We start from the raw sequence: 15396 nt of genomic DNA, 5'->3' as shown, positions 1-15396 counted from the left end.
ACCATGGCACCTTCGTGCGGCGCGGGTCTCGGCGACCAGCCGGGCCCGCGATCCCCCACAAGGAGAGCCATGTTCAAGAGACTTGTCGCGATGGCCGGCGCGAGCGCCGTCGTCGCGGGCGGGCTGACCCTGGCCGCCGCCCCCGCGCACGCGGTCCAGGCCGGAGACCTCACGGCCACCATCGCGCTCAGCAACTGCTCGGCCTCGCTGGTCCGTTACCCCACCTCCGTGGACGGTGACCGGGCGCTCATGCTCACCAACGGCCACTGCCTGCCGACCATGCCGCCCGCCGGCGAGGTCATCCAGAACGTCGCGGCCAGCCGCAGCGGCACCCTGCTCAATGGCGCCGGGAACAGCCTGGGCACCGTCCAGGCCGACAAGGTGCTCTACGCGACCATGACCGGCACCGACGTCGCGCTCTACGAACTCACCGACACCTACGGCTCGATCAGCAGCCGCTACGGCGTCACCGCGCTGACCGTCAGCGACACCCACCCGGCCGACGGCGCCGCGATGTTCATCCCCTCGTCGTACTGGAAGCAGGTCTGGAACTGCTCCGTCAACGGCTTCGTGCCGACCCTGCGCGAGGACGAGTGGACCTGGCACGACTCGCTCCGCTACAGCGCCGGCTGCAACACCACGCACGGCACCTCCGGCTCGCCGATCGTCGACTCCGCGAGCGGGCGGATCATCGGCATCAACAACACCGGCAACGACGACGGCCAGATGTGCACCCTCAACAACCCGTGCGAGGTCGCCGCCGACGGCACCACCACCGCCACCAAGGGGCAGAGTTACGGTGAGGAGACCTACTGGTTCACCACCTGCCTCGGCAACGGCCGGGTCATCGACCTCAATGTCAGCGGCTGCCTGCTCACCAAGCCGGCCGGCAGTGGCGCGGTGTCGGTGAGCAGCCCGGGCGACCAGTCCACGGCGCTGAACGGTTCGGTGAACCTGCAGGTCCAGGCGTCGGGCGGGACGGCTCCGCTGTCGTACTCCGCGACCGGGCTGCCGACCGGTCTGTCGATCAACTCCTCGACGGGTCTGATCTCGGGCACCGCCTCCGCCGCGGGCAGCTACAACGTGACGGTCACGGCGAAGGACTCGGCGGGCAAGACCGGGACGACCAGCTTCAGCTGGACCGTGTCCGGTGGTGGCGGCGCCTGCACCCCGACGCAGCTGCTGGGCAACCAGGGCTTCGAGACGGGTTCGGCCGCGCCGTGGACGGCGTCGGCGGGCGTGATCGACAACAGCGCGTCGCAGCCGGCCCACGGCGGCAGCTGGAAGGCCTGGCTGGACGGCTACGGCAGCAGCCACACCGACACGCTGTCGCAGACGGTGACGATCCCGGCGGGCTGCAAGGCGACGCTGAGCTTCTGGCTGCACATCGACACCGCCGAGTCGGGCACCACGCCGTACGACAAGCTGACCGTGTCGGTGAACGGCACCACGCTGAAGACGTACAGCAACGTGGACGCCGCGGCCGGCTACCAGCAGCGCACGTTCGACCTCTCCGCCTACGCGGGCAAGAGCGTCACGCTGAAGTTCACCGGCGTCGAGGACTCCTCGCTGCAGACGAGCTTCGTGATCGACGACACGTCCATCCAGACCGGCTGACGTGACCGATGCCGCGCGGTCCGGCCCGGAGTTCCGCTGGGCTAGACTGCGCGGCATGGCGCACCCCGTCCACCGGCTGAGCGGGTCCTTCGACCACAACTCCCGGGAGAGCCACGCGGAAGCGTGCGTGGCGGCCGTCGCGGGTTTCGCGCTCGACGCCGGGGCCGGGCGGCTGACGATCGACAATCCCGCGCTGGACGGCTTCTTCTCCTTCTCCCGGCGGGTCGGTGTGAACGGCCATGGGTTGCACGGCCTGTTCGACCATCGTCATCGCGGTTTCCACGACGGCGCCGAGGTGTCGCTGGGCACCGGGCTCGCGCTGGTGCGCGCGATGGTGCTGCGGCAGGGGGCGTGGTGCCGGCTGAGTGGTGACGGCGGGTTCTTCGTGCACGTCGGCGACGAGGGAGAGGTCTACGTCCGCGGGGCGGCCTTCGGTACCGCCGTCGAGCGCGCGCGGGCGCTGGGGCTCGACGTCTCGGAGGTGGAAGGATCGCCGTACGCGCCGGAGTTGGACGAGACGGCCGACGCCCGTCCAGCCGATGACGCGTTCTGGGCGGCGGTCGCGGCTCTGGTGGCGGAGCGAGGCGCGGTGCTGTTGGAGGAGCAGTACGTCCGCAACGGCTATCGCTGGCACGGGATTTCGTCCGTCGAGGACGTCGACGGTGCGCGCGCCAGGCTGACCCCACGAGCGCGGCTCGCCCTGTGGCCGGATCTCTCGGCGGACCTCGACGCCGTTCGGACCGCGATCGAACGGCAGGAGCACGTCGCAATGCTGGTCGAGGAGCCGCAGCTCGCCGACTCGTTCCCGGCGAGGATCGCCGAGCGGCGTACGGAGGTGCGAAAGTGCCGCGCCGCCCTGATCCCGATGGAGCCGGCCGACCGCCATCCGCTGCTGGCCGCCGAAGTCCCGGACGCCGACGGCGTGTTGCGCACCCGCTGGCGGCTCCAGCCCACTCGGGCGGAGCAACTGCGCGCGCTGCTCGGCTCGTTGCGGGCCGGCGACCGGGTGCGCGGGGTGGTGGCGACGGGCGTGCACGACGTCGGCGTGTACGTGGACCTGGACGACGACCTCGGGCGGCAGGTCGGCTTCCTGCGTGTGCCCGAGCTGTCCTGGAGCCGCGTCGACGGCGTGGACGACCTCGCACCGGTCGGGCGGGAGATCGAGGCGATGGTGCTGAGCGTCGACTTCGGCTGGGAGCAGGTCAACCTGTCGATGAAGGCCCTGAACCCCGACCCGTGGCGACTCTTCGCCGACACCGAGCCGGTCGGGCGGACGTTCACGGGCGTGGTCGCGAAGCTCATGCCGTTCGGCGCGCTCGTGGCCGTCCGGAACGACGTCGGCGCGGAGCTGGGCGGCCTGGTGCGTGCCGAGGATCTCGCATCCTCGGTGGAGGAGGGCGATGAAATCGCCGTCTTTGTAGAGGAGTTGGACCTAGAACGGCGCCGGATCCGGCTGCGGTCGGCGGCGGAACCGGGCGCCCCTATGCTGTCCGGATGATCACGCCGATTGAGATGGTGATATTCGACTGCGACGGCGTCCTCGTGGACAGCGAGGTCATCGCCGCCCGCGTCCAGATGCGGTTGGGCGCGGAGCTGGGCTGGCCGCTGACGGAGGCCGAGGTGGTCGAGCTGTTCATCGGCCGCTCCGAGGCGTCCAACCACGCGGTGGTCGCCGAACGGCTCGGCGCCGCGACCGCCGACCTGTGGCGCAAGCGCTTCGTCGAACTCCATGCCGAAGCCGTGGACGCGGAGTTGGCGCCGGTCGCCGGGCTGCCGGAGGCGCTCGCCGCGATCACCCTGCCGACCTGCGTCGCGTCCAGCGGTTCGCACGAGAAGATGCGCCACACCCTCGGCCGCACCGGCCTGTACGAGCACTTCGCCGGGCGGATCTTCAGCGCCACCGAGGTCGGGCGCGGCAAACCCGCGCCCGACCTCTTCCTGCACGCCGCCCGCACGATGGGCGTCGACCCGGCCGCATGCGTCGTCGTCGAGGACAGCCTGCCGGGTGTCCAGGCGGCCCGCGCCGCCGGGATGCGCGCATTCGGCTACGCGGGCGGGCTCACCCCGGCGGACAGGCTGGCGGGGCCGGGCACGGTCGTCATCGACGACATGCGGAAGCTGCCCGAACTCATCGGCGGCTACCAGGGGTGCGGCACCAGGGGTATGTGGAGCCCTGATCGCTGAGGAACGTGCCCGTCGGCCCCTCAGCGGCCACGGTCACCTGGGCGGCGATGGGGCAACGGCCTCCTCAGCGCTGAGAGCCGCCATCGCGAGGCACGTGATCGCGGAGGTTCCGGCCGAGGGCTGAGGTCTCAGCTCTCGCCGACGGGGAGCCGCCACTCCCACGGGTAGAGGTCCTTCTCCCACGGCCCCGACGCGGCCAGGGCGTCGGCGGCCTCGGGGGTGCGGAGCAGGCTGCGGTGGCGGAGCAGTTCGCGGCGCTCGGTGGGGGTGAGCAGGCGTTCGTCGGGGCCGAGGTTCTCGGGGTGGTCCGGGTGCAGGTCGGGACGGCCGTCGATGGCGCCGTCCCCCGCGACGTTGAGGTGATCGCCGGTGGCCGTCCGGTAGTCGAGGCGGAGTTCCGTTCGCCATTGGGAGTTGCTGCCCCAGCCGTGCGAGCGGTCGACGGTCGGGCGGTTCCGGCGGCGGAACGTCCAGTACAGCGGTGAGGCGTCGGCGATGCCGCGCTGGGCGTGGTGGGCGCCGGCGCTCACTCGGACGCCGGCCCGGCTGAACAGCAGCTCGCCGAGCATCAGGCCCGGCCAGCGGACGTCGGTGAGCCGGATCGGCTGCTGCGGATCCTCGGTCTGCTCGACCTCGGCGATCTCGTGGTGGAACGGGTCGAAGGCTGCCTCGCTGTCCTCGACGGGAGTCATGCCGAGGGCGGTGAAGAGGCGGAGGTACTCCTGGGCCGAGAATCCGTCAGGCATGAGGTAGAGGAGGTAGTCGCTGACCCGACTCAACGCGTAGAGCTCCCAGTGGAGTTCGATCCTGTCAGGCCCCTCCCACCACTCCCGATGCCAGGCGGCCGTGGTCAGCCGCTTGTGGTACCCCTCGGGTAGGGCCCGGTCGAGCCACGGTGCGACAACCGCCGTGTACGGCTCCGCGCCCTCGTAGTCCAGCAGCGCCTCGTACAGTGCCCTCGCGTCCACCCCGTCCGCCCCGTTCGTCATGCGCGGAGCATACGTGAAGGCCCGCTCGGACAGGTTTTACCGAACGGTCGACCAACAGGCTGCCCGACTCGCGTAGCGTCCTGGTCATCCACTGAACGCGACACGCGGACGCCCCGGGATTGGGCGCACCGCTGGGAGGCATGCCATGAGCCCGATCAACGTCACCGAGATCGCGTCGTCCCTGCCGGAGGCGTGGCGGTCGCGCGTGTTGGGGCAGGTCGGGACGGCCGCGGTGAACGAGTTGAACCGAACATGCTCGGCGGACATCCCCGAGCGCGGCGAGTTCCACACCTACGAGGGGTACCGCATTTGCCGCCTCCGACCGCCCGCCTATGACCCGCACGGCGTCATCCTGGCCCTGGACGAGGGCGCATGGATCGGGATGGCGGCGACGTCGAGGCCGGGCGGCGGGGAGGCCTGGAGCGAGATGACCGGCGTCCTGCGAAGCCACCGGGGGAGGGGCACCTCGATGGCGATGAAGCTCCTGGCCATCGACTACGCGCGCACCGCCGGCGCCCGCTGGGTGCGGACCATCCACCACCCCGCCAACACCTCGGTCATCACCCTCAACCGCCGCCTTGGCTTCATCGAGGCCTGAACCTCAAGCTTCGCTCAACTTCCGTGCGCAGCGGGCGAGTTTGGCTACTCTCGAAGTCCGGGGGGAGTCCGGGGGGAGAAAGACCCGGCAGGCCAAGCCTGCCGGGTACTCCCATGCCGCCGGTGATGAAATCGAGCGAGGAGCCGACAGGCAGTGCCTCTGCCGTGATCTCCTGGAACTTGGGCCAGACCCACCGGGCGGCACGCCCGCCTGCACAGGAAGTCGGCCAGGCCGACTTCCTATGCGGGACCGGTGGCGTGGGCCCGGAGATCCCCCGCCAGGGGGAGGGGGATCGTCGTCGGCGACGAGGGGCTTCGTGCGCGCGCTCGCCAGCATTGGATCGTGGTCACCGAGCAGATGAAGTCGTAGTCGGCGTCCGGAAGTTCGAGGGCGAGGAAGTCTCCGGTGGCGAAGGCGAGGTCGGTGCGGCCGGCGGCGCGCTCCCGAGCGGCGGCGATCATCTCCGGCGATTTGTCGACTCCGAGGACGTGCTGTGCCCGGTCCGCGAGCTTCCACGCCAGCAGCCCGTCCCCGCAGCCGACGTCCAGTGCCCGCCGGCACGCGGCGGGGACGGTGCGGAGGATGCCGGGGTGGCGGGCGACGTTGGTGTTCCAGTACGGCTTGAGGTCAGGGTGTCCCATCGCGTCAATCTCGCGCTCTGCGGCCGGAGTCGTGCATCCCTGGACCTAGGCTGGGCAGGTCTCTCGCCCGATGTGCGGGTGATCATCTCTGCCTACCGTGAAGGGCATGGAGATTCCCGAGCACCACAAGCGCACCGTCATCCCGCACATCTTCGTCGACGGGGCCGCCGAGGCGATCCGCTTCTACCAGGCCGCCTTCGACGCGTCCGAACTGTTCCGGCTCGCAGGCGACGGTGACGGCGACCGCGACGGCGGTGACGGAGACGACGGCGGCCGGATCGTCCACGCAGAGATCGTCATCCACGGCGCCACCCTGATGCTCAGCGACGCCCACCTCGACCCGTTCGCCCCACCCGCTGCCGCCGCCGGAGCATCCGTCGCCCTGCACGTGTACGTGCCCGACGTCGACGCGCTCACCGTCCAGGCCGTGACCGCCGGCGCCCAACTTCTCTCCCCACCCGCCGACATGCCCTACGGCGCCCGCCAGTCGATGCTGCGGGACCCGTTCGGGCACGTCTGGATCTTCTTGACGCCTCTTCCTGCGGCCTGAACCCGGGCCCGCGTCTCAGCCGCTCATGCGGACGAGACCGGACGTTACGGCGCGAGGGCCGCGTCGATGGCGGCTTCCGCGTGGAGGCGGGCGGTGGGGAAGACGGGGACGGGGCTGTGCTCGGGGTGGATGAGCAGTTCGATCTCCGTGCAGCCGAGGATGACGCCCTCCGCGCCCGTGGCCACCAGGTCGTCGATCACCCGGCGGTAGGCCGCCCGGGACTCCTCGCGGACCACGCCGACGCACAGTTCCTCGTAGATCACCCGGTGCACCAGCGCGCGGCTCTCCGGGTCGGGGACGACGACCTCCAGGCCGCCCGATGCCAACCGGCCCCGGTAGAAGTCCTGTTCCATCGTGAACGCCGTCCCGAGCAGGCCGACCCGCCGCAGCCCCGCCGTGCGGACGGCGCTCGCCGTGGCGTCGGCGAGGTGCAGGAGGGGGATGGAGACGGCTGCGGCGATCTGGTCGGCGACCTTGTGCATGGTGTTGGTGCAGAGCAGCAGCAGGTCGGCGCCGGCGGCCTCCAGGGAGCGCGCCGCAGCGGCCAGGATCTCGCCGGCCTCGTCCCAGCGCCCCTCGGCCTGGAGGCGTTCGATGGCGGCGAAGTCGACGGAGTAGAGCACGAGTTGGGCCGAGTGCAGGCCGCCGAGGCGGTCGCGGGTGAGCTCGTTGAGGAGGCGGTAGTACTCGGCGGTGGATTCCCAGCTCATGCCGCCGATCAGTCCCAGGGTCTTCATGGCGCCATTTATAAAGCAACCTATGAGAAATGGGCAAATATATTAGGTTGACTTTGAGAAAGGGAAAGGCCTGGCGGGGCGAGCGGCCAGTCGGCGGCGCCACGTCAGCCGTTGCGTGGCACGCGGTGCTGCCATTCCCTCGTGAACACCACCGACCCCGCCTCCAGGGCGCGGAGTTGGACGATGCTGATGAAGTGGGTGGCGTCGCAGCGGAGTTGGGTGCGGGTCTGAACGCTGACGTCCCAGCCGATGTCCGGGCGTTCGAGGCGCGTGGTGTGGTCGGTGCGGGCCTGGGCGCTGAGCGGGGTGTCGGTGAGGACGCGGTAGGCGGTGACGGTGTGTTCGTCGCGGACGAGGCCGTCGGGGTGGGTGCGGGTGCCGTCGGTGGCGGGGGAGAGCTCGGTGCGCCATTCGTGGCGGCCGATGTCGTGGATGGTGACGCGTTCGGGGCGGGCGGTGAGCGGTTCGGTGAGGTGGACGGTGAGCGGATCGGGCAGGGTCGGGGACTCGAACACCACGGGGGTGGCGCCCACGTCGGCGGCGAGGTGGCGGACCGGGAGGGTGAGGGTGCTGTGGGAGGGGTCGAGCGCGTACCCGGCGGTGTCGGCGGCGGGCCACACCCACGGCCAGTAGACGGAGGAGAGGGCGAGCCGCAGCCGGTGCCCGGCCGGGACGGTGAAGGCGCAGGCGGCCAGCTCGACGGTGACGTCCGGGGTGTTCGAGGCCGCCAGCACCCCCCGGGTGACCAGCGCCGACGTCCCGTCCGGCCCGACGGCGCAGAGCCGGGCGACGACCAGGGCCGCCGGCCCCTCCTCGCGCAGCCGGAGCCGGACGGACGGGATGCCGAGCAGTTCGACGGGCTCGGGCAGCGGCTGGGAGTCGAAGCAGACCGAGCGCCCGTCCTCCTCGCGCTGGTCCGGCGGCTGGTCGGCGGGGCGGCCGAGCGGGACGAAGGCGCCCGCGTTGAGGCCGGTGTGCTGGGGTGAGCGGACGTGGACGTAGCGGTCGCCGGCGGCGGTGCCCGCGGTCTGCAGCGGCCCGTCGAGGCCGTAGTGGATGTCGCGGACGTCGGGGGACGGCCAGACCTCGTCGCCGGCCCAGCGGGTGCTGATCCAGCTGCGCAGGGCGGGTTCCTTGAGGACGCCGGTGTCGATGTCGCGCAGCCAGTGGTCCCACCAGCGGAGCGTCTCGGGGAGGGTGTCCTCGGGCAGGCCGTGCGGCCAGGGCCCGAGCAGGGCACGGGCGGTCTCGGAGGTGGCGAGCAGGCGCAGGACGAAGGAGCAGGACGGGTCGCCCCAGCCGGCGATCGCGAGGGTGGGGACGGAGACGGGCACGGTCGTGTCCCCGGCGGCGAGCCAGGCCTCGACGGGGGGTTCCAGGGACTCCAGGCGGGCCAGCCACCGGGCGCGCCAGGCGTCGCCGACGTAGCGGGGGTCGGGCGGCCGGGCGGCGCCCGCGACGTGGGCGGTGAGCCGGGTGTGCAGGTCGGCGGCGAGGACGGCGCCGCCGAGGTGGTGGCCGCCTTCGGGGCAGGCGGTGACGACGGCGCGGACGGTGTCGGGGGCGAGGGCGGCGAGCTGCAGGGCGGTGGGGCCGGCCGCGCCGACGCCGAGCAGGCCGATCCGGCCGCTGCACCAGTAGCGCGCGGCGAGCCAGGCGAGGACGGCGGCGCCGTCGGCGAGTTCCGGTTCGCTGCCGGGCGCGGCGGGCAGGCCGTCGGAGTTGCCGTGGCCGCGGGTGTCGACCCGGACGGCGGCGTAGCCGTGGCCCGCGTACCAGGGGTGGCGGCGGGCGTCGTCGGCGGCGGTCCAGTCGGTGTGCCGCCCGGCGGAGTACTCCAGCAGGGCGGGGACGGGTTCGTCGCTGACCGGGCGCCACAGGCGGGCGGACAGCTCGGTGCCGTCGGGCAGCGGGATGCGGACGTCCTCGCGGGTGGTGTGGAAGGGGTACGACGGCATGGCCGCTCCCATCGGGGTCCCGGGCCGGTACGTGCCGACGGGCCCGCCGCGCGGACGGCGAGCGCGGTGAGGCGTCGGCATTCCGACAGTAGGGGAGGAGCCGTCCGATTTCCTGACGAGTCGGACGGGACGGTGGTGCGACGGGACCGGATGGCGCCCGCTGCCATTAAGTAGTTGCGTATGACTTGCAACTACTTGCCAGTCGGGGGAAAGATGGCTCAGCCCCGCCGGTTCGTCGGAAGGACCCCCAGCATGGCAAGCCCCGCCGCAGGTGCCCCGCCCGTCAGATGGCGCGACCGGCTCACCCGTGAGGAGTGGATCCGCCTGGCCGGCATGGGCGGCTTCATCCTCGCGCTGCACGTCGTCGGCTGGTTCACCCTGCTCGCGCTCGTCGCGCCCGAGCACTACGACGTGGGCGGCCAGGTGTTCGGCGCGGGCATGGGACTCACCGCCTACACCCTCGGCATGCGGCACGCCTTCGACGCGGACCACATCGCGGCGATCGACAACACCACCCGCAAGCTGATGGGCCAGGGCAAGCGCCCGCTGTCGGTCGGCTTCTGGTTCTCGCTCGGCCACTCCTCGATCGTCTTCGGCCTCTGCGCCCTGCTGGCCTTCGGCATCCGCTCGCTCGCCGACCAGGTCGAGGCCGACGACTCGACGCTGCACAGGGCCACCGGCCTGATCGGCACCACCGTCTCCGGGACGTTCCTGCTCCTGCTCGGCCTGATCAACCTGGGCGCCTTCAACGGCATCCTCAAGGTGTTCCGCCGGATGCGCGAGGGCGAGTACGACGAGGCCGAGCTCGAACGCCAGCTGGAGCGGCGCGGGCTGATGAACCGGATCCTCGGCCGGGTGACCCGGGCCGTCACCAAGCCCTGGCACATGTACCCGGTGGGCCTGCTGTTCGGGCTGGGCTTCGACACCGCCACCGAGGTGTCCCTGCTGGTGCTGGCCGGCGGCGCGGCGGCCTTCTCGCTGCCCTGGTACGCGCTGCTCACCCTGCCGGTCCTGTTCGCGGCCGGGATGAGCCTGCTGGACACCATCGACGGCTCGTTCATGAACTTCGCCTACGAGTGGGCGTTCTCCAAGCCGGTCCGCAAGATCTACTACAACCTGACCGTCACCGGCCTGTCCGTCCTGGTCGCGCTGGTGATCGGGCTGATCGAGCTGATCGGCCTGGTCGGCGAGAAGCTGGACATCACCAGCGGCCCGATCGCCTGGATCGGCGGGCTGAACCTCAACGTCGTGGGCTACGCGATCGTCGGCCTGTTCGTGCTCACCTGGGCCGGGGCGATCGCCTTCTGGAAGTTCGGCAACGTCGAGGAGAAGTGGTCGGCGGGCCTGGCCGCGGCGGCGACCGAGTCCGACTGACGTACGTCCGACTGACGCAGGGACGCCCAGTCGAGGACACGCAGCCGAAGACGCCCAGCCGAAGTCGCACAACCGAAGACGCACAGCCGAAGGGGCGGTGACCGGGGTCTGGTCACCGCCCCTTCGGGGTCCGTGGGCTACCGCAGCGCGGCGAGCACCGCGTTCGCCATCACCCGCTCGCCGGTCGCGTTCGGGTGGAACGGCACCGCGGGCGAGCCGGGCAGCGCGCCCTCGATCCAGCGGTCGTCGGAGCACGCGTCGTGCCCGGCGGTCGCGGTCTGGGTGTCCACGTAGATCGCACCGTTCGCCGCCGCGATGGACTTGAGCATCGCGTTGAGCTTGCCCAGCGTGCGGTGCAGGTACGGGATGTCACGCGGCGCGATGGGCTGGCGCAGCACGCACGAGGAGCCGTCGGCCGGGATCACCGTGGGGTAACCCACCAGCAGCACCTTGGCCTTGGGGGCCTTGGCGTGGATCCGTTTGAGCGCGTCGGCGAGTTGCGGCTGCGCGGCGTCGATCCGGTCGGCGAGGGTGTCGTCGCCGTACTGCCAGGACCAGCTGCTCCAGTCCCAGTGGCCGTGGTTGTAGACGTCCTGGCAGGGCGTGCCCAGCGGGTTGACCACCGCGCCGGCGATGCAGGTGGCGATCACGTCGCCGATCCCGATGTCGCTGGTGCCGAGGTCGTTGCCGCCGAGGGTGAGGCTCACCAGGTCGGTGTCGTGGGTGACCGCGTCCAACTGCGGGTCGTTGACCCGCAGGAACAGGTCGTACTGCGGCTCGGTGATCGCCTTGATCTTGGCGGCGGCGCACGTGACGTCGGTGTACGTGCCGGCCTTGAGGGCGGCGGCGACCAGGTGGCCGTAGTTGTGGTCGGAGCGCAGGCACAGGCCGGCCGACTGGCCGGGGACGCCGGCGCCGGCGGCGTACGAGTCGCCGAGCGCCACGTAGTGCCGCGGGGCGGGGGTGGCGGCCTGGGCCGTGGTGGAGGTGAGCGCGAAAGCGGCGCCGAGGGCGACGGCGGCGAGCGCGGTGGAATTCCTGCGGTGGGGGAAACGCCGGATGGCTTTCCGGGCACGGCGGAGCACGGTTCCTCCTGGGGGAGAGAAACAACGGGGTGGGGGTCGTGTCAGCCGGGCCCAGCTACTCACAGGTAAGTTACTGCCAGGTTTCGTGCTCGTCCATCCTCTGCGCGGAATTTCCCGAAATCCCGTCAGATCCGCCGTCCGGGTATTTCGAATTACGCTCCACTGCGTATCGAAGGTATTTCCGCAACGCAGTGGAGCGGAATTGCCGCCACTGGTTGTTACTCGCCGGTTGACCGGACGTCACCGCAGGCCGCAGTATCGGGCGCACAGTGACGGCGTCCACCCCGCGCGCCGTCCGCCCCGCTGCGACGGAGGACTGCGCATGGCCCTGGACGCCGACGTCATCGTCATCGGAGCGGGGCTCGCCGGCCTCACCGCGACCGCCGAACTCGCCGACGCCGGACGGAAGGTGATCCTGCTCGACCAGGAGCCCGCGGCCTCGTTCGGCGGCCAGGCGCACTGGTCCTTCGGCGGCCTGTTCCTCGTCGACTCGCCCGAGCAGCGCCGGATGCGGATCCGCGACTCGCACGCCCTCGCCTGGCAGGACTGGCTGGGCACCGCCGGCTTCGACCGGCCCGAGGACGCCTGGCCGCGCCGCTGGGCCGAGGCCTACGTCGACTTCGCGGCCGGCGAGAAGCGCTCCTGGCTGCGCGGCATGGGCGTGCGCTTCTTCCCCGTCGTCGGCTGGGCCGAGCGCGGCGGCCTGCTCGCCGACGGGCCCGGCAACTCGGTGCCGCGCTTCCACATCACCTGGGGCACCGGGCCCGGGCTGCTCGAACCCTTCGTCCGCCGGGTCCGGGCCGCCGCCGCGCGGGGCCTGGTCGACCTGCGGTTCCGATACCGGGTCACCGGACTGGCCGCCACCGCGGGCGTCACCGACACCGTCACCGGTGAAGTGCTGGTGCCCAGCACGGCGGCCCGCGGCGAGGCCAGCTCGCGCGAGGTCGCCGGCCGGTTCGAACTGCGCGCCCAGGCCGTGATCGTCACCTCAGGCGGCATCGGCGGCAACCACGAACTCGTCCGCAAGGCCTGGCCCGCCCGGCTCGGCAGCCCGCCCGCCCGGATGCTCTCCGGCGTGCCCGCACACGTCGACGGCCTGATGCTGGACGTCGCGGGCGCGGCCGGGGCCAGCCTGATCAACGGTGACCGGATGTGGCACTACACCGAGGGCATCGAAAACTGGGACCCGATCTGGGCCCGGCACGGTATCCGCATCCTGCCCGGCCCGTCCTCGCTCTGGCTGGACGCCACCGGCCGCCGGCTGCCCGTCCCGCTGTTCCCCGGCTTCGACACCCTCGGCACGCTGGACCACATCATGGCCACCGGACACGGCCACACCTGGTTCGTTCTCAACCGGCGCATCATCGAGAAGGAGTTCACCCTCTCCGGCTCCGAGCAGAACCCAGACCTCACCGGCCGGTCCGTGCGCGGCGTGCTGCGCCGCGCCCTGCCCGGTGCCCCCGGGCCGGTCAAGGGTCACCTGCGGCACGGGCCCGACTTCGTCGTCGCGAGCAACCTCGCCGACCTTGCCCGCGGCATGAACGCGAAGACCCGCGAGGCGCTGATCGACCCGGACGAGCTGCGCCGCACCGTCGAGGCCCGGGACCGTCAGCTGGCCAACCCCTTCGCCAAGGACCTCCAGGTCACCGCCATCCACGGCGCCCGCCGCTACCTCGGCGACAAGCTCGTCCGCACCGCCGCCCCGCACCGCATCCTCGACCCGGCCGCCGCCCCGCTGATCGCCGTCCGGCTCAACATCCTCACCCGCAAGTCGCTCGGCGGCCTGGAGACCGACCTCGCCGCCCGCGTCCTGCGTCCCGACGGCGAGGTGCTGCCCGGCGTGTACGCGGCGGGCGAGGCGGCCGGGTTCGGCGGCGGCGGCGTCCACGGCTACCGCTCCCTGGAGGGCACCTTCCTCGGCGGCTGCCTCTTCTCCGGACGCACGGCCGGCCGCGCGGCGGCGGAGGCAACAGCCTGACGATATGTCAACTCTGTGCGGCGGCAGGGGCATCCGGTCGCTCGTGGCGCCCCGATGTGGCGGTGGTGATGACGGCGGCGATCTTCCCGACGACGAGCAGCAGCGGCCCGACGAGGAGCAGCACGATCGCGCCGACCAGCTTGCCCGGGAGGGGTGGCGTGTCGGTGCCGCTGTGCCAGATCACCCGCTCGTGGACCTTCGCGAGGTCGACGGTGCCCTGGTGGTCGTCGTCGTTGTGGTACCGGGAGCCGAACGCGTCGGCGCGGAAGTCGCCCATGAGGAAGGCCCGTCCGGGCTGGACGGTGACGTCGAAGTCGATCCGGCAGGAGTCCTTCTGCCGCTCGGCCGGCTCGTCCGGCGGCTGCCCGTTCAGCGTGAGCCTCCCGCCCTGACAGGCGATCCGGTCCCCGCCGAGGGCCATGACCCGCTCGAAGACCAGGCCGTCCATCGTCCACGGGGAGTCGACGACGTAGACCTCGCCACGACGCACGTCCGAGGCGTCCACCCGGTCGGTGAGGAGGACGTCGCCGGGCTCCACCGTCGGCGACATCGCCTGGCTCTGCGCCGCGTGGAGCGAGTAGCCGGTGAGGACCACCGCCAGTCCGAGGCCCGACATCACAAGTCCAGCCACGGCGACCGCGATCCACGTCCACACCAGCCGCATCCGGCGCTTCTTCATGTCCGTCCCCCCGTTCGAGCCGCGCGAAGTCGTGCGCATCCTAAGGGATTCCCGTGGATCCCGGGCAGGCCGGTGGCACCCGGCAGGGGCCCGGACCCGGCCGGGTACGCTGCCGGTGCCGAGCATGCCCCTGACCTGGAGGAGAAGCCGAACCCATGAGCCGCCGAGACCGCGACCGCCCGCAGGCCGCAGCCTCCCCGGTGACCGTCACGGTCTGCCGCGGCTGCTGCTGCGGCACGGAGGAGAAGCACCCGGGCGTGGACCACGCCGGGCAGTACGAGCGGCTGCGCGCTGCGGTCGGTACGGCGGGCCGGGTTCGGGCCGTCAAGTGCCTGGACGCGTGCACGCATTCGAACGTGGTCGTGGTCGGCCCCTCCGGTGCCGGACGGGCGGCCGGGGGCCGTCCGGTCTGGCTCGGCTGGGTGCTGGCCGACGACATGGTCGACGAGATCGCCGCCTGGGTGCACGCCGGCGGCCCCGGCCTCGCCGACCCGCCGGGCCTGCTCGACCTCCAGGAGATCTCCGTCTCGCGCCGGATCCGCGAGGGCCTTCCGGACTGACGCCGCCCGCGGCGGTCCGTTCGGCGGCGGGACTCACCCTGGGTCAACCGGCCGGACTACCATGGCCGGTGGCTTCGAGCGGATCCGCCAGGGAGGAAGACGATGACCACGGTCTGCCGCATCTGCGCGGGCACCGGCCGGACCGCCGGCCTCAGCTGCCGCACCTGCCAGGGCACCGGCACCACCGAGGTCGGCGGGGGCGGCGGCAACTGCTTCCTCTGCGACGGTACGGGCGTCTACGTCCGCTACCGCGTCGACGCCACCGGGGCCAAGCACGCCTACCGCGACGAGATCTGCCGCACCTGCGACGGCACCGGCAACCGCGCCGCCACACACTGGGACGAGCCGTCCGCCTGAAGGACGGGCCGCCCCGCCGGATAGCCGACGCCCGATCAGACTGCTTGGTCGGAAGGGTCGATGATCCGGCGTCGGGGCGGGCGTGGACA

At 71.9% G+C, this 15396-nt stretch carries 15 protein-coding genes; 9 read left to right on the top strand and 6 right to left on the bottom strand.

The features are described from left to right. Positions 1-69 precede the first annotated feature (69 nt). From F7Q99_RS43585 to F7Q99_RS05040, 3 genes are read left to right on the top strand one after another with little or no spacing between them, the layout of a single operon-like run. Complete coding sequence (locus F7Q99_RS43585; protein ID WP_153460242.1) at positions 70-1617, top strand: putative Ig domain-containing protein; 1548 nt, start codon at positions 70-72, stop codon at positions 1615-1617. 1 nt (position 1618) lies between these two features. Beyond that, a complete protein-coding gene (locus F7Q99_RS43045; protein WP_153460241.1) occupies positions 1619-3115 on the top strand; it encodes a S1 RNA-binding domain-containing protein in 1497 nt (498 codons plus the stop codon). Further along, a complete protein-coding gene (locus F7Q99_RS05040; protein WP_153460240.1) occupies positions 3112-3801 on the top strand; it encodes an HAD family hydrolase in 690 nt (229 codons plus the stop codon). The genes F7Q99_RS43045 and F7Q99_RS05040 overlap by 4 nt, the downstream gene beginning before the upstream one ends. A 128-nt stretch (positions 3802-3929) precedes the next feature. On the opposite strand, the gene F7Q99_RS05035 is transcribed toward F7Q99_RS05040, so the two are convergent. After that, positions 3930-4790, bottom strand: coding sequence for a hypothetical protein (locus F7Q99_RS05035; protein WP_153460239.1), 861 nt, complete (start codon positions 4788-4790; stop codon positions 3930-3932). 145 nt (positions 4791-4935) lie between these two features. Between F7Q99_RS05035 and F7Q99_RS40875 the strand changes: the two genes are divergently transcribed. Next, positions 4936-5388, top strand: coding sequence for a GNAT family N-acetyltransferase (locus F7Q99_RS40875; protein WP_230210159.1), 453 nt, complete (start codon positions 4936-4938; stop codon positions 5386-5388). A gap of 239 nt (positions 5389-5627) precedes the next feature. Here the strand turns inward: F7Q99_RS40875 and F7Q99_RS05025 are convergent, their stop codons facing one another. After that, positions 5628-6029: a class I SAM-dependent methyltransferase gene (locus F7Q99_RS05025; protein WP_230210158.1), complete on the bottom strand. Its 402-nt coding sequence runs from the start codon at positions 6027-6029 to the stop codon at positions 5628-5630. Between the two features lie 106 nt (positions 6030-6135). On the opposite strand from F7Q99_RS05025, the gene F7Q99_RS05020 reads away from it, so the two are divergent. Further along, a complete protein-coding gene (locus F7Q99_RS05020; protein WP_153460238.1) occupies positions 6136-6579 on the top strand; it encodes a VOC family protein in 444 nt (147 codons plus the stop codon). Positions 6580-6623: 44 nt separating this feature from the next. Here F7Q99_RS05020 and F7Q99_RS05015 read toward each other — a convergent pair whose 3' ends face one another. After that, complete coding sequence (locus F7Q99_RS05015; RefSeq protein ID WP_153460237.1) at positions 6624-7316, bottom strand: aspartate/glutamate racemase family protein; 693 nt, start codon at positions 7314-7316, stop codon at positions 6624-6626. A 104-nt stretch (positions 7317-7420) separates the two neighbouring features. Beyond that, entirely contained in the window at positions 7421-9274 is a 1854-nt protein-coding gene (locus F7Q99_RS05010) for a CocE/NonD family hydrolase (RefSeq protein ID WP_153460236.1), read from the bottom strand. Between the two features lie 252 nt (positions 9275-9526). Between F7Q99_RS05010 and nicT the strand changes: the two genes are divergently transcribed. Beyond that, positions 9527-10648, top strand: coding sequence for a Nickel transporter NicT (gene nicT / locus F7Q99_RS05005; RefSeq protein WP_153460235.1), 1122 nt, complete (start codon positions 9527-9529; stop codon positions 10646-10648). Positions 10649-10785: 137 nt separating this feature from the next. On the opposite strand, the gene F7Q99_RS05000 is transcribed toward nicT, so the two are convergent. Beyond that, complete coding sequence (locus tag F7Q99_RS05000; protein WP_326846279.1) at positions 10786-11733, bottom strand: SGNH/GDSL hydrolase family protein; 948 nt, start codon at positions 11731-11733, stop codon at positions 10786-10788. Between the two features lie 322 nt (positions 11734-12055). On the opposite strand from F7Q99_RS05000, the gene F7Q99_RS04995 reads away from it, so the two are divergent. After that, complete coding sequence (locus tag F7Q99_RS04995; protein WP_153460234.1) at positions 12056-13711, top strand: FAD-binding dehydrogenase; 1656 nt, start codon at positions 12056-12058, stop codon at positions 13709-13711. A 7-nt stretch (positions 13712-13718) separates the two neighbouring features. Here the strand turns inward: F7Q99_RS04995 and lepB are convergent, their stop codons facing one another. Beyond that, positions 13719-14390, bottom strand: coding sequence for a signal peptidase I (lepB, locus tag F7Q99_RS04990; protein WP_195910992.1), 672 nt, complete (start codon positions 14388-14390; stop codon positions 13719-13721). A 155-nt stretch (positions 14391-14545) separates the two neighbouring features. Here lepB and F7Q99_RS04985 point away from each other — a divergent pair, with 155 nt between their 5' ends. Continuing rightward, positions 14546-14950 carry a (2Fe-2S) ferredoxin domain-containing protein gene (locus tag F7Q99_RS04985; protein ID WP_153460232.1) on the top strand — a complete coding sequence of 135 codons (405 nt, stop codon included), beginning with the start codon at positions 14546-14548 and terminating at the stop codon, positions 14948-14950. A gap of 102 nt (positions 14951-15052) precedes the next feature. Beyond that, the gene (locus F7Q99_RS04980) at positions 15053-15307 is read left to right on the top strand and encodes a hypothetical protein (RefSeq protein WP_153460231.1); all 255 of its coding nucleotides are present in this window, start codon (positions 15053-15055) and stop codon (positions 15305-15307) included. Positions 15308-15396 lie beyond the last annotated feature (89 nt).

This window comes from Streptomyces kaniharaensis, from assembly GCF_009569385.1.
In the GTDB taxonomy this organism is placed as follows: domain Bacteria; phylum Actinomycetota; class Actinomycetes; order Streptomycetales; family Streptomycetaceae; genus Kitasatospora; species Kitasatospora kaniharaensis.
This window is presented reverse-complemented; position numbering and strand designations above follow the sequence as displayed.